16 protein-coding genes and 1 other annotated feature are annotated in these 18,683 nt (G+C 67.0%); of the genes, 9 read left to right on the top strand and 7 right to left on the bottom strand.

The features are described 5' to 3' along the window. The first annotated feature begins 134 nt into the window (after nucleotides 1-134). From OEW28_RS02475 to OEW28_RS02485, 3 genes are all read left to right on the top strand, one after another. Nucleotides 135-731, top strand: coding sequence for a thioredoxin family protein (locus OEW28_RS02475; RefSeq protein WP_263733136.1), 597 nt, complete (start codon nucleotides 135-137; stop codon nucleotides 729-731). Between the two features lie 175 nt (nucleotides 732-906). Further along, a complete protein-coding gene (gene soxC / locus OEW28_RS02480) occupies nucleotides 907-2,199 on the top strand; it encodes a sulfite dehydrogenase (RefSeq protein ID WP_263733137.1) in 1,293 nt (430 codons plus the stop codon). Continuing rightward, nucleotides 2,186-2,707 carry a c-type cytochrome gene (locus OEW28_RS02485; protein WP_263733138.1) on the top strand — a complete coding sequence of 174 codons (522 nt, stop codon included), beginning with the start codon at nucleotides 2,186-2,188 and terminating at the stop codon, nucleotides 2,705-2,707. The genes soxC and OEW28_RS02485 overlap by 14 nt, the downstream gene beginning before the upstream one ends. Nucleotides 2,708-2,752: 45 nt before the next feature. Here OEW28_RS02485 and OEW28_RS02490 read toward each other — a convergent pair whose 3' ends face one another. The 7 genes from OEW28_RS02490 to OEW28_RS02520 all read right to left on the bottom strand — a co-directional run bounded on the left by OEW28_RS02490 (nucleotide 2,753) and on the right by OEW28_RS02520 (nucleotide 12,140). After that, nucleotides 2,753-3,616, bottom strand: coding sequence for a universal stress protein (locus OEW28_RS02490; protein ID WP_412174772.1), 864 nt, complete (start codon nucleotides 3,614-3,616; stop codon nucleotides 2,753-2,755). A gap of 11 nt (nucleotides 3,617-3,627) precedes the next feature. Then, the gene (locus tag OEW28_RS02495; RefSeq protein WP_263733140.1) at nucleotides 3,628-5,118 is read right to left on the bottom strand and encodes a SulP family inorganic anion transporter; all 1,491 of its coding nucleotides are present in this window, start codon (nucleotides 5,116-5,118) and stop codon (nucleotides 3,628-3,630) included. 71 nt (nucleotides 5,119-5,189) lie between these two features. Continuing rightward, nucleotides 5,190-5,247, bottom strand: a sequence feature (sul1 is cis-regulatory element that is thought to sense ions involved in sulfur or methionine metabolism; They are found in Alphaproteobacteria). Nucleotides 5,248-5,424: 177 nt separating this feature from the next. Continuing rightward, nucleotides 5,425-8,787: an error-prone DNA polymerase gene (locus tag OEW28_RS02500; RefSeq protein ID WP_263733141.1), complete on the bottom strand. Its 3,363-nt coding sequence runs from the start codon at nucleotides 8,785-8,787 to the stop codon at nucleotides 5,425-5,427. Next, nucleotides 8,784-10,271 carry a Y-family DNA polymerase gene (locus OEW28_RS02505; protein ID WP_263733142.1) on the bottom strand — a complete coding sequence of 496 codons (1,488 nt, stop codon included), beginning with the start codon at nucleotides 10,269-10,271 and terminating at the stop codon, nucleotides 8,784-8,786. The genes OEW28_RS02500 and OEW28_RS02505 overlap by 4 nt, the downstream gene beginning before the upstream one ends. Continuing rightward, the gene (locus OEW28_RS02510; RefSeq protein ID WP_263733143.1) at nucleotides 10,186-10,788 is read right to left on the bottom strand and encodes an ImuA family protein; all 603 of its coding nucleotides are present in this window, start codon (nucleotides 10,786-10,788) and stop codon (nucleotides 10,186-10,188) included. The genes OEW28_RS02505 and OEW28_RS02510 overlap by 86 nt, the downstream gene beginning before the upstream one ends. Before the next feature lie 116 nt (nucleotides 10,789-10,904). Beyond that, complete coding sequence (locus tag OEW28_RS02515; protein WP_263733144.1) at nucleotides 10,905-11,135, bottom strand: DUF1127 domain-containing protein; 231 nt, start codon at nucleotides 11,133-11,135, stop codon at nucleotides 10,905-10,907. 120 nt (nucleotides 11,136-11,255) lie between these two features. Continuing rightward, nucleotides 11,256-12,140: a LysR family transcriptional regulator gene (locus OEW28_RS02520; RefSeq protein WP_263733145.1), complete on the bottom strand. Its 885-nt coding sequence runs from the start codon at nucleotides 12,138-12,140 to the stop codon at nucleotides 11,256-11,258. Nucleotides 12,141-12,460: 320 nt separating this feature from the next. Here OEW28_RS02520 and OEW28_RS02525 point away from each other — a divergent pair, with 320 nt between their 5' ends. From OEW28_RS02525 to OEW28_RS02550, 6 genes are all read left to right on the top strand, one after another. Continuing rightward, nucleotides 12,461-13,384 (top strand): 2-dehydro-3-deoxygalactonokinase, encoded by a 924-nt coding sequence (locus OEW28_RS02525; RefSeq protein ID WP_263733146.1) that lies wholly within the window; start codon nucleotides 12,461-12,463, stop codon nucleotides 13,382-13,384. Nucleotides 13,385-13,528: 144 nt separating this feature from the next. Continuing rightward, nucleotides 13,529-15,121 carry an ABC transporter substrate-binding protein gene (locus OEW28_RS02530; RefSeq protein ID WP_263733147.1) on the top strand — a complete coding sequence of 531 codons (1,593 nt, stop codon included), beginning with the start codon at nucleotides 13,529-13,531 and terminating at the stop codon, nucleotides 15,119-15,121. A 1-nt stretch (nucleotide 15,122) separates the two neighbouring features. Beyond that, entirely contained in the window at nucleotides 15,123-16,184 is a 1,062-nt protein-coding gene (locus tag OEW28_RS02535; protein WP_263733148.1) for an ABC transporter permease, read from the top strand. After that, a complete protein-coding gene (locus OEW28_RS02540; RefSeq protein WP_263733149.1) occupies nucleotides 16,181-17,095 on the top strand; it encodes an ABC transporter permease in 915 nt (304 codons plus the stop codon). The genes OEW28_RS02535 and OEW28_RS02540 overlap by 4 nt, the downstream gene beginning before the upstream one ends. Further along, nucleotides 17,092-17,925 carry an ABC transporter ATP-binding protein gene (locus tag OEW28_RS02545; RefSeq protein ID WP_263733150.1) on the top strand — a complete coding sequence of 278 codons (834 nt, stop codon included), beginning with the start codon at nucleotides 17,092-17,094 and terminating at the stop codon, nucleotides 17,923-17,925. The genes OEW28_RS02540 and OEW28_RS02545 overlap by 4 nt, the downstream gene beginning before the upstream one ends. Further along, entirely contained in the window at nucleotides 17,925-18,680 is a 756-nt protein-coding gene (locus OEW28_RS02550; protein WP_263734357.1) for an ABC transporter ATP-binding protein, read from the top strand. Before OEW28_RS02545 ends, OEW28_RS02550 begins: the two co-directional genes overlap by 1 nt. Nucleotides 18,681-18,683 lie beyond the last annotated feature (3 nt).

Genomic DNA, 18,683 nt, shown 5'->3' on the forward strand with positions numbered 1-18,683 from the left:
ACGGAACAATAGCGAACACGCGGCGATGGTGAAGGCACCAGCTGATGGTATCGCGGTGCCGGCTTCGGGTCGGCACCCCTCGCGAAAGCCCGAAAACGTGCTACCATTGCCTCATCCAGCTGGGGGTTCGTGCGATGAGGCGACGCGACCTGTTTCTATATCTGGCGGCCGCGGCGGCGGCGCCGGCGACGCGCGCGGGGGCTCAACCGGTCCTGGGCGATGACGGCCTTCACAAGCAGCCGTTCTTTCTGGACAGCTTCCTGGAACTGGGAAGCGATCTGGACGATGCCGCTGCCGAGGGGAAGGGTCTGATCGTCCTGTTCGAGCAGCGTGGCTGTCCCTATTGCCGCGAACTTCACCATGTCAATTTCGAGCGCGCCGAGATCAGGAGCTTCATCGAAGCCAATTATCACGTCCTGCAGCTAGACCTTTGGGGCGCGCGACAAGTTCTGGATTTCGACGGCGAGGAGCTTGAGGAACGGGATCTCGCGCGGAAGTGGTATGTGAATTTCACTCCGACCCAGATCCTGTTTCCGCCCGACAGTGCCGGCGCGACCGGTTTTGGCGCGGGTGAAGCATTTCGGCTTCCCGGCTACTTCAAGCCCTTTCACCACCTGTCCGGCCTCGAATACGTCGCGGGCGGGGCCTACCGCGAGCGGCCTTTTCAGCGTTTCCTGCAAGAGAAGTTCGCGGTTCTCGAAGCGCAGGGAATAGACCCGGACGTCTGGTAGACCGAGCTGCCGCGCAAATCCCGGTTTCCTGAACAGTCCATGCCCCGCCCCCCCGGGACTGGTCCGGGGGTATGAGCAATCGGCCGTTTGTGGTAGTCTTTGCCCAATGCGGCTTGATGCCCGCAGTCCGAGGCCCGACCGAGCAGCGCTTTCTGGCAGCGAGAGGGACCGGACCATGACACATTCTTCCTTCAATCCAACAGCGCTCGACTACGTCGCGGGCGGCGGCCTGATGAACAGGCGGTCGCTGCTTCGTGCCGCCGCGATCGGGGGCGGCGCGACCTTCGCCGGGCTGACGATACCCAAGGGCGCGCGGGCCGATCCCCTGATCCCCGACTGGGTCAAGGTGGCCGGCGCGCGCGCCCGTGGATATGGCATGCCGGCGGAACAGGAGGCGGATGTCCAGCGCGCCATCATCGAACCCTACAAGGAGGTCGCGCCCAGCTTCAGCATTTCGGGAACGCCCCATCAGAAGCTTCGCGGAACGATCACGCCAAGCGGCCTGCACTACGAGCTTCACCATGGCGGGCGGCCGGACGTCGACCCGGATCAGCACCGCCTGATGATTCATGGCCTGGTCGATCGGCCGCTGAAGTTCGACCTCGACTCTCTGGGGCGTTACCCGATGGTGACGGAAACCCACTTCCTTGAGTGCGCGGGCAACAGCCTTTTCAATGCGATCATGCCCGAGCCGATGCAGGCGGGGTGCGATGTCCTGCACGGGCTTCTTTCGAACAGCGAATGGACCGGCATTCCCATGAGCGTGCTTCTGGACGAAGCGGGCGTGAAGCCCGAGGGGCGCTGGGTGGTCGCCGTCGGCAACGACGGACCAAGCCTTGCCCGTTCAATCCCGATCGAGAAGCTCATGGATGACGCGATCCTCGCGCTTTACCAGAACGGGGAGCGTGTCAGACCCGAGCAGGGCTATCCCATGCGCCTTCTGGTGCCGGGCTTCGAGGGCAACATGAACGTCAAGTGGCTCACCAGCCTCTGGGCGACGGACGCCCCCGCGCATACCAAGGACGAATCCGGCGAATATACTGAACTGCTGGCTGACGGCACCTCGGTGGAATTCACGTTCGGAATGGGCGTGAAATCCATCATCACGCATCCGTCGTCGACGATGACCATGACGGGCAACGGTTTCTACGAAATCTCGGGGCTTGCCTGGTCCGGGGCCGGACCCATCCGCAAGGTCGAGATCTCGGCCGACGGCGGCGCAAGCTGGGCCGAGGCTGAACTGGTTCAGCCGGTGCTGTCCCGCGCGACGACGCGCTTCCGCCTGCCCTGGCATTGGGAGGGGGCACCGACCCTTCTCATGAGCCGGGCCGAGGACTTGACGGGGGCCGTGCAGCCCACCCGGTCGGATTGGAAAGCCCGCTACGACCCCTCGAATTTCCTGCACAACAACGCGATCCAGGCATGGCAGATCACGGCAGAAGGGATGGTGCAAAATGTCTATGCGTAAGCTTATCCCCGCCGCTGCGGTTCTGTTCTGCGCGAACGGCGCCTGGGCCGAAGGCCCGGGGCTTGGCCAGGCGCTTTCGGCCGAAGAGATCCCCTGGTACGCAAGCTACGCGATGCCCGATGGCCGGGGGTTGCCCGAAGGTGGCGGCACGGCAGCGGTGGGCGCCGGCATCTACGACGGGAAATGCGCTGCCTGCCACGGCGCAACGGGTGTGGAGGGACCCGTCACGCCTCCGGTGGGGCCGAACGACATCTGGGCGAAGCCGGCGGGCCGCTACTGGCCCTACGCAACGACGCTGTTCGATTACATCCGCAGGGCCATGCCCATCGACGCGCCCAAGTCGCTGACGAATGACGAGGCCTACGCGCTTGCGGCCTTCATCCTGTATCGCAATGGCGTGATCGGCGAGGCCGAGGCCATGAACGCGCAGACTCTGCCGGCTGTCGTCATGCCGAACCGCGACAACTTCACCGATGTCTGGGCCAAGCAGGGCGCAACGCCGTGGTAAGCCTGCGATCCCCGGACCGTCAGGGCCCGAGGCAAGGCGCCTGCATCACCGGATCAGGACGACCGGTACCTTGCAGGAACGAATCATCTCGGTCGTGGTCGAACCGATTATCAGGCTTCGGATTCGGCTGTGGCCGTAGGCGCCCATGACCAGAAGATCGAACCCGGCCTCGTCGACCAGCTTGCCCAGGGCGGTTTCGGGCTGACCTTGCAGGATCAGGGTTTCAGCTTCGATCCCACTGGCATCTAGCAGGGCGGCCGCGTCCGCCAGGCCTTTCCTTGCCTCCCCCGTGTCCGGCCCCACCGTCGCCACGTGAACCTGCAGGCCGCGGAACAGGGGGCTTCGGGCGATGTGATCGACGGCCTTCATGGCCGAGGTGCCGCCGTCGTAGGCGACCAGCACCTTCGCGATCGGCCTGAACGCGCGAGAGGCGACGAAGACCGGCTTGTGGCTGGCGCGGACGATCCGCTCGAGGTTCGACCCAAGATGGCCGCGCGCGAAATCCGCAGCCTCGCCCCGCTTGCCGATCATGATGACCCGCGCGTCGCGCTCGACCTCGGCCACGGCCTCGACCACGTCGCCATGGCGCAGCCGGGTGGTGATCTCGGTCACGCCGGCCTTTTCCAGGATGGCGCGGGCGTCGTCCAGGATGGCGCGGCCGCGATGGCTGATCAGCTTCGCGCGCTGCGCGTCAAGCTCTGCCAGTTCCTCCAGCAGTGCCGTGCGGGCCCCCAGTGCGATCGCGCCGGAATGATCCTGCGTCGCCGAGGTTTCGCGGCGCCCCAGCACGTGGATCAGCTCCACGGGCGCGCCGGTGCGGCCAGATATCCAGGCGGCATGGTCGCAAAGGCTGGCCGCATAGACCGATCCATCGACGAGCACGACGATCTTGTCCGCTTGCTGTGTCATGTCCATCCCCCTTAGTGTGCCATCAACGCGTCGGCCGCGCCCGGCTTGTCGTGGACCGCAAGCCGGTCGACGAGTGTTTCGGAGGCCTCGTTCATTCCGATCACCTGGACCTCGGCCCCGTCACGACGGAACTTCAGCACGGCCATGTCGAGCGCCTGCACGCTGGATATGTCCCAGATATGTGCGGCGGAAACGTCGATCACGACGCGGTCCAGCGCTTCCTTGAAGTCGAAGGCATCCATGAAATCCTCGACCGAGCCGTAGAACAACTGGCCCCGGACGACATATGTGCGTTCGCGCCCGTCATCCGAGATCGACGTGCTGACATTGAAGAGCTGCGCGATCTTGCCGGCGAAGAAGATGCCCGACAGCAGCACCCCCACCAGAACGCCGATCGCCAGGTTGTGGGTGTAGACGACGCTGGCCACGGTCGCGATCATCACGATCGAGGACGACCGCGGATGCGTCCTGAGGTTCTTGATCGACGACCACGAAAAGGTGCCGACCGAGACCATGATCATGATCGCCACGAGGGCGGGCATCGGAATGCGCGCCACCCAGTCGCCCAGGAACACGACAAGGATCAGTAGCACCGCGCCCGCGGTGAACGAGGAAAGCCGTCCCCGCCCGCCTGACTTCACGTTGATCATGCTTTGCCCGATCATCGCGCAGCCCGCCATGCCGCCGATGAAGCCGGTTGCGGCATTGGCGATGCCCTGGCCGATGCACTCCTGGTTGCGGTCGGACTTGGTGTCGGTCAGGTCGTCGACCAGGTTCTGCGTCATCAGGCTTTCCAGAAGCCCCACGACCGCGATCGCCAGGGAATAGGGAAGGATGATCAGCAGCGTTTCCAGCGTGGGGGGAACCTGCGGGACCAGGAACATCGGCAACGTGTCGGGCAGCGCGCCCATGTCGCCCACGGTGCGCACATCCCAGCCGAAGGCGATCGTCAGGACCGTCAGCACGATGATCGTTATCAGGGGCGAGGGGACCGCCCGCGTCAGCAGCGGGAACAGGTAGATGATGGCCAGGCCCGCCGCGACCAGCGCATAGGTCAGCCACGTGACGCGACCCGGGTCCAGTTCCGGAAGCTGCGCCATGAAGATCAGGATCGCAAGCGCGTTCACGAAGCCGGTCATCACCGATCTTGAGACGTAGCGCATGACGAAACCCAGCTTCAGAAGGCCCATCGCGATCTGGATGACGCCCGTCAGCACCGTCGCCGCCAGCAGGTATTGCAGGCCGTGGTCCCTGACCAGCGTCACCATCAGCACGGCGGTTGCCGCGGTCGCGGCCGAGATCATGCCCGGCCGCCCGCCTGTCAGCGCGGTCAGAACGGCGATCGAGAAGCTGGCATAAAGTCCGACCTTCGGATCCACGCCCGCGATGATCGAAAAGGCGATGGCTTCGGGGATCAGGGCCAGGGCCACGACGAGCCCCGACATGAGATCGCCGCGGATGTTGCCGAACCACTGGGTCCGATAGGCGTCTATTGAGATCATGGTGATGTTTCCTGACCGGCAGCACGAGGTGCCGGGGTGCGCGTTCCGTCCTGTTCAGGCGGGCTTGTCCAGGTTGTCCGGCGGATCGGCGGCCGGAAGAGCCACCCGGGGATCGCACCCGGGTCCATGTTCGCTGACCGCCTGATAGGGCGGATCGCGGCTTTAGGCAACCTGCGAGGTGCCAAGCCATTCGCGCGGGGGCGCGGGCGATGGCCGCCGAGGGTCAGCCTGGAACTCCTGCATCGGCCTTGCGGCGGCCAATCGCGGCCGCGCCATGTGCGGGGCGATCTTGCCGAGGCCGCCGGCTCAGTGGAAATCACGGCTGGGGAACAGCTGCTTGGCCTGTTCGCGCGGGTGTCGGGCGCGGGGGGGATGGCGCGGGGGACGGGGGGCGTCGTCGGCCTGGGGCTGGGTGAGCCCCACCGCCTCGTCCATCGGATGCCCAAGGTCCGAAAGCCGGTGCGACAGGTCCTCGATCCGGTCTGCGATCAGGTGCACGACGATGCCCGCGCGCTCAAGCCGCCCGCTGACCCGCAGAAGCCGCCCACCCATCACCGCCCGGCGGAATCGCTCGTAGACCTTGGGCCAGACGACGACGTTCGACACGCCGGTTTCATCCTCCAGCGTCAGGAAGATCACGCCAGAGGCCGTGCCTGGGCGCTGGCGGGTGATGACCAGACCGCAGACGGACAGCGCCCGGGGCGGCGCGGTCATCAGTTCCACATGCGGGGTCAGGCCGGGAAGGGAGCTGCGCAGAAGCTCCATCGGATGGGCGCGCAGTGACAGGCGCAGCGCCACGTAATCCTCCACCACCTCCTCGCCCAGGTGCATGGCGGGCAGATCGACCTGCGGCTCACGCAGACCCTCGCCGTCAATCGGGTCGGCGAACAGCGGCAGGGGCGCGGGCGCCCGGATCGCGCGGACCTGCCAAAGCGCGTCGCGCCGGGTCAGGCCCATGCCGGAAAAGGCGTCGGCCTCTGCCAGCCGCTCCAGCACGGCGGGCGACACGCCCGCGCGCAGCCACAGGCTTTCGGGGTCGGGAAAGCCGTTGCCGCGCGCCGCAACGATCCAGCGCGCGTCATCCTCCCTCATGCCCCGGATCTGGCGGAAGCCCAGCCTTAGCGCCAGGGCCCCGTCGGGGCGCCGTTCCAGCTGGTTGTCCCAGCCGCTGCGGTTGGCGCAGACAGGGCGCAGCTCGATCCCGTGTTCGCGCGCGTCCCGCACGATCTGTGCCGGCGCGTAGAACCCCATCGGCTGCGAGTTCAGAAGCGCGCAGGCGAAGACAGCCGGGTGGTGCCGCTTCAGCCAGGAGGAGACATAGGTCAGCATCGCGAAGGCCGCGGCATGGCTTTCTGGGAAACCGTAGTCGGCGAAACCCTCGATCTGGGAAAAGCAGCGCTCGGCGAATTCGGGCGTGTAGCCGTTGGCCAGCATCCCGGCGATGAACTTGTCGCGGAAGGTACCGATCGTGCCCATGCGCCGGAAAGACGCCAGCGACCGGCGCAGGCGGTCGGCTTCCTCGGCGGTGAAGCCCGCGGCGACCACGGCGATCTGCATCGCCTGTTCCTGGAACAACGGCACGCCCAGCGTCTTGCCCAACACCCCTTCCAGCGGTTTCGAGGGGAAGCTGACCGTCTCGTGCCCCTGGCGGCGGCGGATATAGGGCTGCACCATGCCGCCCTGGATCGGGCCGGGGCGGACGATCGCGACCTCGATCACCAGGTCGTAGAAGGTGCGCGGCCGCATCCGGGGCAGGAAATTCATCTGCGCCCGGCTTTCCACCTGGAAGACGCCGACCGCGTCCGCCACGCACAGCATGTCGTAGGTGTCGGGGTCCTCCTGCGGGATCGTCGCGATGGAAAGCTCTGTCTTCTCGTGTGCGCGCAGCAGGTCGAAGGCCTTGCGGATGCAGGTCAGCATCCCCAAGGACAACACATCGACCTTGAGGATGCCAAGCGCGTCGATGTCGTCCTTGTCCCATTCGATGACGGTGCGGTCCTCCATCGCCGCGTTCTCGATCGGGCAAAGTTCGTCCAGGCGGCCGCGGGTGATGACGAAGCCGCCGACATGCTGCGACAGGTGGCGGGGGAAGCCGATGATCTCTCCGATCAGGCGGATGGTCTGGGCAAGCCTGCGGTCGGTCGGGTCAAGGCCCAGTTCGCGGATGCGCTCGGGGTCGGCGCCGCCGTTCGACATGCCCCAGATCTGGCCCGCAAGGCCCGCCGTCACGTCCTGCGACAGGCCCATGACCTTGCCCACCTCGCGGATCGCGGCGCGGGATCGGAAGTGGATCACGGTGGCGCAAAGCCCGGCGCGGTGGCGGCCGTATTTCCGGTAGATCCACTGGATGATCTCCTCGCGCCGCTCATGTTCGAAATCCACGTCGATGTCGGGCGGCTCGCCGCGGTATTTCGACACGAAGCGTTCGAAGACCATGCTGATCATGTCAGGCGACACGTCGGTGATGCCAAGCGCCCAGCACAGGATCGAATTGGCTGCCGATCCGCGCCCCTGGCACAGGATCCCGATCGAGCGGGCATGGGACACGATGTCGTGGACGGTCAGGAAATAGGCGGCGAAGCCCAGGTCACGGACCAGGCGCAGCTCCTTTTCCGCCAGCGCGTGGTAGCGGTCCGGGATGCCCGCCGGGCAGCGCCGGGCCAGCCCCTCGGCCGCCAGCCGTTCCAGCCGCGCCTGCGGGGTCTCGCCGTCCGCAATCTCGTCGGGGTATTCATAGCTGAGCTCGCCCAGGTCGAAGCTGCACCGCCCCGCGATCTCCTGCGTGCGGCGCACCGCGGCCAGGTGGTTGCGGTAAAGCCGCGCCATGTCCTCGGCCCCCTTCAGCCGCCGTTCGGCGTTGGGCAGGGCCCGTGTGCCGATCTGGTCGATGGTGCAGCCCTCGCGCAGGCAGGTCAGCACGTCGGCCAGTTGCCGCCGCCCGGCGCGGTGCATCAGGACGTCGCCCACCGCCACCATCGGCGCCGAGACGCGCAGGGCCAGCGCCGCGCAGGCGTCGAACCAGGCCTGGTCCGAGCCGTCATAGCGCGGGGCCGCGCCCAGGAAGACATGGTCGGGATAGCGCCGCCGCATGGCCTGGACCGGACGCGCGACACGGGACAGGGCCCCGGCCGCCATGTCGGGCGGCGGCAGGGCGATCAGGATCATGCCCCGGCAGCCCTCCAGCAGATCGGGAAGGTTCAGAAGGCAGGCCCCTTTTTCCGTCCGCCGCTTGCCCAGCGTCAGCAGCCGGCACAGCCGGTGATAGGCCGGGCGGTCGGTGGGCAGCGCGATCCATTCGACCGGGCTGTCGGTCAGGACCAGCCGGCAGCCCACGATCAGGCGGGGCAGGCGTGGGGCGGCTGGCCGGGCGATGTCCTGCGGCTGGCCGACCTCCTGGCGGGAGCAACTGTCGATGCGGTGCTGCGAGCGGATGCGCAGCGCCTCTTCGGCCTCGCGCCGCAACTCCTTCAGCGCGGACCAGGCCCGCACCACGCCGGCCAGGGAATTGCGGTCGGTGATGGCGATGGCGTCAAGTCCCAGTTCGGCGGCGCGCACGACCATCTCTTCGGGGTGGGAGGCGCCGGTCAGGAAGGTGAAGTTGGTGGTGACGCACAGCTCGGCATAGCCGGGCCGGTTGTGCGGGCGAAGGGCGGCGGTCCTGCGGGTCATGCGAATTCCCCCTGCACGAACCAGCCCGGCGCCTGCGGCGTGTGGAACAGCCAAAGCCGCCGGCCCTGCCGGGTCTGGACGTGCCAGTAGTCGCGCACGCCCGTGCGCCAGCCCTCGTCGTCAAGCCACCATTCCGGGGCGATGCGCTCGGGTCCGGTCGCCATGGCGGTCTCGAAGCTCATCCTTCGCCAGCGGAACTGTCCGGGCGGGCGGGGGCCGGTGCCCGCGATCGGCTCGGGCCGGAACAGGATCGGCGGGCGCGGGCGCAGCAGGGTCCAGGCGCCTTCGGGGCGGGACCAGGCGGCAGGCGCGACCAGGAAGCCGCGTTCGGGAATATGGCTGTCGGCGGGCAGGAAGCGGCGGACGTTCTCCAGCCCGATGCGCGTGCCGATGCGGGTGATCAGGTCCTCCAGCCGGTCGCCGCCCGCCCCCTTCCGGCTGGGGACCGCGCCCAGCTGTTCGGGCGCAAGGGGTTCGATCACCGTCGCCTCAAGCCGCATCTGGTCGATGCCGAAGCCCGCGTCGGCCGCGCCGACCCCGCGCTCGAACAGCGGCAGGATGCGGGCGGGGTCGCGCATGGCGCTGGCCAGCCGCAGTTCCACCTGCTGGCTCGCCTGATCGACCCGGCGCAGCGTGAGGCACAGGACGCGCGCACCGGCCGCGTTTTCCTTGAGCCGGGCGCAGAGCCGTTCGACCAGACGCCCTGCGCCCGCCATCACGTCGCCGACCAGCCCGATCGGTTCGGGCAGGGTCAGGCGGACGCCGTAATGGGGTGGCTCGGTTTCGGGGGTGATCTGTTCCGGCAGGGCGCCAAGCGCCTGGTCCAGCCGCATCAGGACGCCGGGGCCGAAGCGCCGGGTCACGGGCGCGCGCGGTGCGGCCGCCAGGTCGGCGATGGTGCGCAGCCCCAACCGCTCCAGCGCGGTGACCGTTTCGGCCTCAAGCCGCAGGGCCGCGACGGGCAGGCGGCCAAGCGCGTCCCTGTCCGCCCCCGCATGCACGGCTGTCCCGCCGAAATGGGCAAAGGCCCAGGCGGCCCCGCGCGTGGCCCCCAGCCCCAGCCGCACCGTCAGTCCCGCGCGGGTCAGCCGCGCGTGCATGTCGCCCAGCATCGCCGTCTCGCCGCCGAAAAGATGGGCCGATCCGGTGATGTCCAGAACCAGCCCGTCCTCTGCCTCGAACCCCACCCAGGGGCAGTAGCGCGTGGCCCAGCGGCGCAGCATGGCCAGGAAGCGGGCGTCACGCGCGGGATGGGCCGGGGCGCTGTGCAGGTCGGGGCAGAAGGCACGGGCATCGGCGAAGGGCATCCCGCGGTGCAGGCCCATTTCCTCGGCCCTGGCGTTCAGGCAGTGAATCCGTTCGGTGTTGTTCCGGCGCAAGGTCAGCGCGAAGGGCGCCTCAATCGGGCGCAGGCGCAGAACCCGGTCGCTCGCCAGCCGGGGAAACCACATCGAGACGACGCGCCGCGTGATCCCATCGAACATCCCAGGTCCCCAATGTTCCCGATTTGTTCTTGATAAGCGCCCACCGCATGAGAGTCGAGTCCATCCGCCCGTCCCCGGCAAGCGGCGCGCAGTACCAGCGGGTTTCGGCCGCGTTGCTGCCCATGCCCTCCGGGATCAGGCAAAGCCCGGTGGTCTGGCCTGCCTTGGCCGCAAGCTGCAGGCGCCGCCCTTCGCGCAGGTCAAGCGCATTGGTAAGCTCGATCACCACCAGGAGAATCGCCCCGTCCTTCAGCGCCTCTTCGGCGACGGCCAGCGCATCCGTCTGGGTCGTGACCGAGGCCCAGAGCAGCCGGTGCGGGTCGAAGAACAGGCCAAGGCCCGTGGGGTTGAGCGTTTCGGACCGCCAGGCTTCGCGGATCCAGAGGATCTGCCCCGCGCCCTGCGCGCAGATCGCGGCGGCAAAGCCCATGGCGCCAGGTCCGCAGGCTTCGTGGACGCGGCCATTGCGCAGCGGCAGGGGAAGCAGCGGCAGGGGAGGACGTGGAGCAGAGGGCATGGGCCCTGACTACACCAGGCGCGGGGCAAGATAAATCGCCATGTGCCGCACTCCCGCCCGGTGAAGGGGCGGGATCGCCGGCGTTCGGATTGCGAAGCGCCCGGCCGCCCGAATGCTCAGACGTAGAAGCGGTCCCGGAAGATCCGGCGCACTTCCCCTTCGCGGGTCAGGCCCTTTGCCGCAAGCTGTTCGTCGGTCATCGCGTTCACGCGGCGGATAGCCTCCATGCGTGGCCCGGCCTCGGCCATCGCGACAAGAAAAAGACCGATCGCCCTGAACGGCGCAGCGATGGTGCGAAGAAGGTTGGAAGGACGATGAGTGGCTGCGAGGCCGGCGGTGCGTTCCATTGGAAACTCCTTGTGTATCCACAGGTTGTTTCCTCCCTGAGATCCATGTTGGCCATCATGGCGTGGCAAGGCAAGCCCCCGGCGCACAAACCTGTCTTGCGCCCAGCGAAACGGCGGGTGCTAGACCTCGGACAGGCGGCGCGCCTCTGACAGCAACGCCCGCAGCACCGGCGTGTGCGGCTCGCGATAGGGTGCGACAAGTCCCACGGTGTGATCGCGCCGGGTGCCGGCAAGCGGAATCACGTGAAGCGGCTTGCCCGCCGCGAGGAAGGTCGCCATGTCATCGGGCAGGACCGTGATCCAACCGCCGTTCAGTACGTTGGCCACCAGAACGACCGTGGAATTCGATTCGATCCGCGCTTCGGGGGAAATCCCGGCCTCTTCGAAGTGGCGGTTGATGATGCGGCGGTTCTGCATGTCCGGCGTCAGAAGGCAAAGCCGCTGACCTTCCAGTTCCTCCCAGCCAACGCTGTCCCGGCCCGCGAACGGCGAGGCGGCGTTGCAGACCACCATGTAACGCTCGTTGTAAAGCGGCTCGGTGCTGACCCGTCCGGTCGGCTCATTGTCGAGGTAGGAGATGCCCGCGTCGATATCCAGGTTTTCAAGCATCGACAGGATCTCGATCGAGGTGCGCGACAGGATCGTGAAACGCACGTTCGGGTGCTTTTCCCCGAAGCGGGTGGTCAACTTCGCGGTCCATGTCAGCGCGGTCGGAATCGCGGCGATGCGCAGTTGTCCCGTCAGTCCGTCGCGGGAATGGCGCATCTCGTCGCGCAGCTGGCGGGCATCGCCGACGATCTGGCGCGCCCAGATCAACGCGCGCTGACCCTCGGGCGTCAGGCCACCATAGCGGGACCCGCGGAATATGAGCTGCACGCCCAGTTGGTCCTCAAGCTGCCTGATCCCGGTCGAAAGCGTGGGCTGCGCGATGCCGAGGCTGGCCGCGGCGCGGCCGAAGTGGCCTTCCTTCGCAACGGCCAGAAACATTTCCAGCTTGTCGATCATTCCCGACGCTCCGTTTCCCCCGACCGTTTCCCCCGACCGTTTCGCCCGGCCGTTTTTCCGTCCATGGAGACGCCCGCGCGCCCTTTGGGGGCTTGCGGGGCGGATGTCTCGGACGGTTGGCGAAACGTATCAGCCGGAACTTCGGAAGGGCAAGATCGCGACGCCGTGCATTCTCCGGTTCGCCGGCAGCGGGGATGGCGGCCTTGGCAAACAAGTCACTGTGCCAGCTCGATTGCGGTCCTGCCCATGGACCTCGTGCCCCGTCGCGTGCTTGCATCCGCGCAGGATTATCAGGTCGGTGGCGATGGGGTGGCAAGGGGATGACGCAGACGGTTAGCAGCGCCATGGTGGACTGGATCGCGGTGGACTGGCAGGCCGACCGCATTGCCGCCGTTGCCTTGGGCGCCAAAGGCATCGTGGGCCGCCGCGAGACGCGCGAAGTTGCTTCGGCAGGTCCGCAATCCCATGAAGCAGCACTTCTTGCCCTGATCGGCGACTGGCTTCGGCCTGGCGGCACGACCCCTGTCCTGGCCTGCGGTGCGCTTGGCGCGCGCGACGGCTGGATCGAGACGCCCTTCCGCAAGGTGCCAGTGGCCCTGGACCCCGCGGCCGATCTGGTCGCTGCGCCCGCAAGCGACCCGCGCATTCAGGTGTGGGTCGTTCCAGGTCTGTCGCAGGAGCGCCCGGCCGAGGTCATGCGCGGCGAAGAGACCCGGATCGCCGGATTTCTGGCCGGCAACCCGGATTTCGACGGCGTCCTGTGCCTGGCGGGAATCACGACCAAATGGGTCCATGTCTCGGCGCGCGAGGTGGTGAGCTTCCGCACCGCCATGACGGGCGAGCTTTTCGCCTGCCTTTCGAGCCATGCCGCGCTGCTTCGGGACCCCGAACGCGCGGGCCGTGACGACGGCGCATTCGCCGAGGCGGTGGGACAGACGCTGTCACGGCCGGAAAGGCTTGCATCCGAGCTTTTCTCGATCCGCGCGGAAGGGCTGCTGCGCGGCATTGCCCCCGCAACGGCGCGTGCGCGGTTGTCGGGCCTTCTGATCGGGGCCGAGCTTGCGGCGATGCGGCCCTACTGGCTGGGCCAGCAGGTCGCGGTCATCGGCACGGGCGATATCCTGGATGCCTACGTCCGGGGCCTTGCCGAAGTCGGAATCGTGGCCGAGACGGCGGACGGCGCGTCGATGGCGCTTGCCGGGCTGGCGGCGATCCGTGCCGGCATGAGGACCGGCACCGCCTGATCAGACGACGGCGCGACCGCATCTTTCCGTCGCCGGGCCGTTATTGCCCTTGACTTGGAATTTGACCGAGCGGTTAATTTGACGGCGACGCCCGGCCAACGGGCGCGAAGCAAAAGACAAGAAATCAACAGCGGAGAGATAGGAATGCTACACAGTCGCACTTTGCTGGCTGCCACGGTCGCGGTATTCGCGCTGCTGGGGGCGCCTGCGGTCAAGGCGGAAACGCCCGCCGACACCCTGATCCAGGCCTGGGCGATCGATGACATCATCTCGCTCGATCCCGCCGAGATATTCGAATTCACCGCGTCCGAGATCGCCGGCAACTCCTACGAGGGGCTGATCGGCTACGATCCGGCGGATGTGACGAACATCTACGGCAAAATCGCGGAAAGCTGGGAAGTCGCGCCTGACGGCATGTCGATCACCTTCAAGATCCGCGACGGTCGCACCTTTGCCAGCGGAAACCCGATCACGGCCGAGGACGTGGTGTTTTCGCTGACGCGGGCGGTCAAGCTCGACAAGTCGCCTGCCTTCATCCTGACCCAGTTCGGGCTGAACGCCGAAAACGTCGACGACATGGTGGTGCAGACCGGGCCGGACACCGTCCAGTTCAAGATGGACAAGCCCTACGCGCCGACGCTGGTGCTGTACTGCCTGACCGCGACCGTGGGCTTCGTCGTGGACAAGAAGCTTGTGATGGAGCACGAGCAGAACGGCGATTTCGGCTATGAATGGCTGAAGACCAACTACGCCGGTTCCGGCCCCTTCACGATCCGTGAATGGCGCGCGAACGAGGCCGTGGTGATGGAGCGCAACCCGAACTATTCGGGCGACCCGACGCCGATGGCTCGCGTGATCTACCGTCACATCCCCGAAGGCGCGACCCAGCGGTTGCTGCTGGAGCAGGGCGACATCGACATCGCCCGCTCGCTGACCGCCGAGGAAATCGACGCCGTGCGCGCCAATCCCGACCTGAAGATCCAGGAAGGGCCCAAGGGCTCGATCTACTACCTGGGCCTGAACCAGAAGAACGAGAACCTCGCCAAGCCCGAGGTCCGTCAGGCGATGAAGTACCTGGTCGACTATCAGGCGATCGCCGACACGATCATGAAGGGCAAGGTGATGGTGCACCAGGCGTTCCTGCCGCGCGGCTTCCTTGGCGCGCTTGAGGACACTCCCTTCTCGCTCGACGTGGCGAAGGCGAAGGAGCTTCTGGCCGAGGCGGGCCTTCCCGATGGGTTCTCGGTCACGATGGACACCCGCAACACGCCGGAGATCACCGGCATCGCGCAGGCGATCCAGCAGACGATGGCGCAGGCCGGGATCCAGATGGAGCTGATCCCGGGTGACGGCCAGCAGACGCTGACCAAGTACCGCGCGCGCAATCACGACATCTACATCGGCCGCTGGGGCCCGGACTACCAGGACCCGCACACCAACGCCGACACCTTCGCGCGCAACCCGGACAACTCGGACGACGCCGCCTCGAAGCCGCTGGCCTGGCGCAACGCCTGGGATATCCCCGACATGACGGCAATGGCGGATGCCGCCGTGCTCGAGTCCGATCCGGCGAAGCGGGCCGAGATGTACCGGGAGATCCAGCGCGAGCATCAGCAGACTTCGCCCTTCGTGATCATGTTCCAGGAGATCGAGGTCACCGCGTTGCGGTCGAACGTCGATGGCTTCATCGTCGGGCCGTCGTTCAACGACAACAACTACGCTCACGTGACGAAGTGACATGAGCGATGACACCGACGGCGGAGGGCGCGGTGGCGCCCTCCCTCGTGTCCTGTGGAAGATTGCCCGCCTGCTGGCGACCGTCGCGCTGACCTTCCTTGGCCTGCTGGTCGTCACGTTTCTCATCGGAAGGGTGGTTCCGGTCGATCCGGTTCTGGCCGTCGTGGGGGACCGGGCGCCCAAGTCGGTATACGATCGGGTCTTCGTCGAACTGGGCCTGGACCGTCCGCTTTACGAGCAGTTCTGGATCTACCTCCAGAAGGTGTTGAGCGGCGATTTCGGGCAAAGCTTCCTGACCAAGCGCGCCATCACCGAGGATATTGCGCGCGTCTTTCCGGCCACGCTGGAACTGGCGACGGTCGCGATCCTGATCGGCACCGTGGCCGGGATCCCGATGGGGGTCTGGGCCGCCGTCCGGCAGGGGCGCCTTGCCGACCAGGTCGTGCGCGTGCTGGGCTTGGTGGGGTATTCCGCGCCGATCTTCTGGCTTGGGCTTCTTGGGCTTCTGGTGTTCTACGCAAGGCTCCACTGGGTCGCAGGACCCGGACGGGTCGACATCGCCTTTGAGTATTCCATCACGCCCCGGACCGGCCTTCTGCTGCTGGACAGCGCGATGCAGGGCGAATGGGCGGCCTTCCGCAACGTCTTTTCCCACATCATCCTGCCCGCCTCGCTTCTTGGTTATTTCTCGATGGCCTACATCAGCCGCATGACGCGCAGCTTCATGCTCAACGAACTGGCGCAGGAATATGTCACGACGGCGCGGGTCAAGGGGGTTCCCGAATGGCGCATCATCTGGGTCCATGCCCTGCGAAACGCGGCCGTTCCGCTGGTGACGGTGATCGCCCTGTCCTATGCGAGCCTGCTTGAAGGCTCGGTGCTGACCGAAACCGTCTTTGCCTGGCCCGGCCTCGGCCAGTATCTGACGAACTCGCTCCAGAACGCGGACATGAACGCGGTGCTGGGGTCGACGCTGCTGATCGGGGCAATCTTCGTGGGTCTGAACCTGCTGTCCGACCTGCTCTACACTCTTCTTGATCCCCGTGTGCGGAGGCAGGCATGAGCGCCCTTTCACGCCGCGAATGGCTGCTGTCCGACCAGCCCGGATCCCGCCGCCAGGCCCGCCTGGGCCAAGCCTACCGGACCTGGCTTTCGTTCCGCTCGAACTGGCTTGCCATGGTCGGTCTGGCGATCGTGCTTGCACTGGTCGTCGTCGCGCTCTTCGCCGACGTGATCGCGCCCTATGACCCCGTCATCGGCGGCGATCTGCGGACCGAGCGGTTCCTGCCGCCGTTGTCCGAGGGGCACATCTTCGGAACCGATGACCTGGCGCGCGACATCTTCAGCAGGATCGTCCACGGGTCGCGGCTGACGCTGATGGTCGTGGTTCTGGTCGCCGTGATCGCGACCCCGATCGGATTGCTGGTCGGCACCACGGCGGGTTACTTCGGCGGCTGGGTCGATACCGTGCTGATGCGGCTGACAGACATCTTCCTGGCCTTTCCGCGGCTGATCCTTGCGTTGGCCTTCGTGGCGGCGCTGGGCCCGGGGATCGAGAACGCGATCATCGCCATCGCGATCACGTCGTGGCCGCCCTATGCCCGCCTTGCGCGGGCCGAGACCCTGACCATCCGCGACAGCGACTACATCAACGCCGCGCGGCTTCAGGGGGCTTCTTCCGCGCGCATCCTGTGGGGGCATGTCACGCCGCTGTGCCTGTCCTCTGTCGTGATCCGCGTCACGCTGGACATGGCCGGGATCATCCTGACGGCGGCGGGACTTGGCTTCCTTGGGCTGGGCGCACAACCGCCGCAGCCGGAGTGGGGCGCGATGATCGCGGCGGGGCGGCGGTTCCTGATCGACCAGTGGTGGGTCGCGACCGTTCCCGGCACCGCGATCTTCATCGTCTCGCTCGGCTTCAACCTTCTGGGGGACGGGCTGCGCGACGTGCTTGATCCGAAGGCCCGCAAATGACCGCGCTTCTGACCGTCGATGATCTTCGCGTGACCTTTCCCACCCGCCATGGGCCGTCCGAGGTCGTGCGCGGCGTCACCTTTTCGCTGGGCCGCGAACGGCTGGGCATCGTGGGCGAAAGCGGATCGGGCAAAAGCCAGACCGGGCGCGCAATCCTGGGGCTGACGCCGCCGCCGGGCCGCGCCACCGCCAAGGTTCTGGACTTTGACGGCATCGACCTGCGGGCCGCCACGCCCGCGACCTGGCGCAGCCTCAGGGGCGCGCGCATGTCCATGGTGATGCAGGACCCGAAGTTTTCGCTGAACCCCGTGATGACCGTCGGGCGCCAGCTCGTCGAGGCGGTCAAGTTCGGCGACACGGGCAGCCGGGCCGAGGCGCGCGACCGGGCCCTGGCCATGCTCGAGGCGGTCCAGATCCGCGATCCGGAACGCGTGTTCCGCGCCTACCCGCACGAGCTTTCGGGCGGCATGGGGCAGCGTGCCATGATCGCGATGATGCTGGTGACGGAGCCCGACCTGCTGATCGCGGATGAGCCGACCTCGGCGCTGGATGTGACGGTGCAGGTCGAGGTGCTCCGCATCCTTGACCGGCTGGTGGCGGATCGGGGAATGGGTCTGATCTTCATCAGCCACGACCTGCGGCTGGTGTCGTCCTTCTGCGATCGCGTGCTGGTGATGTACGCGGGCAGGGTCGTGGAAGAACTGAAGGCGTCGGAACTCAGGCAGGCGCAGCATCCCTATACCCGCGGGTTGATGAACTGCCTGCCGCAGATCGAGGGCGGGCGGCGTCCGCTTCCCACGCTGGAAAGGGATGCCGCATGGGCGAAGTGATGCTGTCGGTCGAAGGGTTGGGGGTGACGTTCCGCCGCGGCGGCGACACCGTGCGCGCGGTGCGGGACGTCAGCTTCACCGTCGACCGTGGGGAAAGCTTCGGCATCGTCGGCGAAAGCGGGTCGGGCAAATCGACGGTGCTCAGGGCGATCTGCGGTCTGTCGCCAACCAGCGCCGGCGTGATCGCGATGGGCGGGCAGACCTTGTCCGCGCCCCGGTCCGCCGCGTTCTACCGTCAGGTCCAGATGGTGTTCCAGGACCCCTATGCCTCGCTGCATCCGCGCCATACCGTGGACAGGGTCCTGTCCGAGCCGCTGGCCATCCACGGCTTCGACCGGCGGGAAGACCGGATCGAACAGGCGCTGGCCGATGTCGGGCTTGGCGAGGGCTTCCGCTTTCGCTATCCGCACCAGCTTTCCGGCGGGCAGCGACAACGCGTCGCCATCGCCCGCGCGCTGATCCTCGAGCCGCGGGTGCTGCTGCTGGACGAACCGACCTCGGCGCTCGACGCCTCGATCCAGGCCGAGGTTCTGAACCTGCTCGACCGTCTTCGCGCCGAACGGGGTCTTACCTACCTGATGGTGTCCCACGACCTCGCCGTGGTTTCGCACATGTGCGAGCGCTTGATCGTCATGCAGCACGGCCGCGCGGTCGAGCAGCTGTCGCGGGATGCGCTTGCGGCGCATCGCGCGGAAACGGATTATACGCGCAGCCTTCTGGCGGCGTCCGAGGGTTATAGTCCCGCGCCCGTCTGACAC

Source organism: Albidovulum marisflavi, from assembly GCF_025751435.1.
Taxonomy (GTDB): Bacteria; Pseudomonadota; Alphaproteobacteria; order Rhodobacterales; family Rhodobacteraceae; genus Albidovulum; species Albidovulum marisflavi.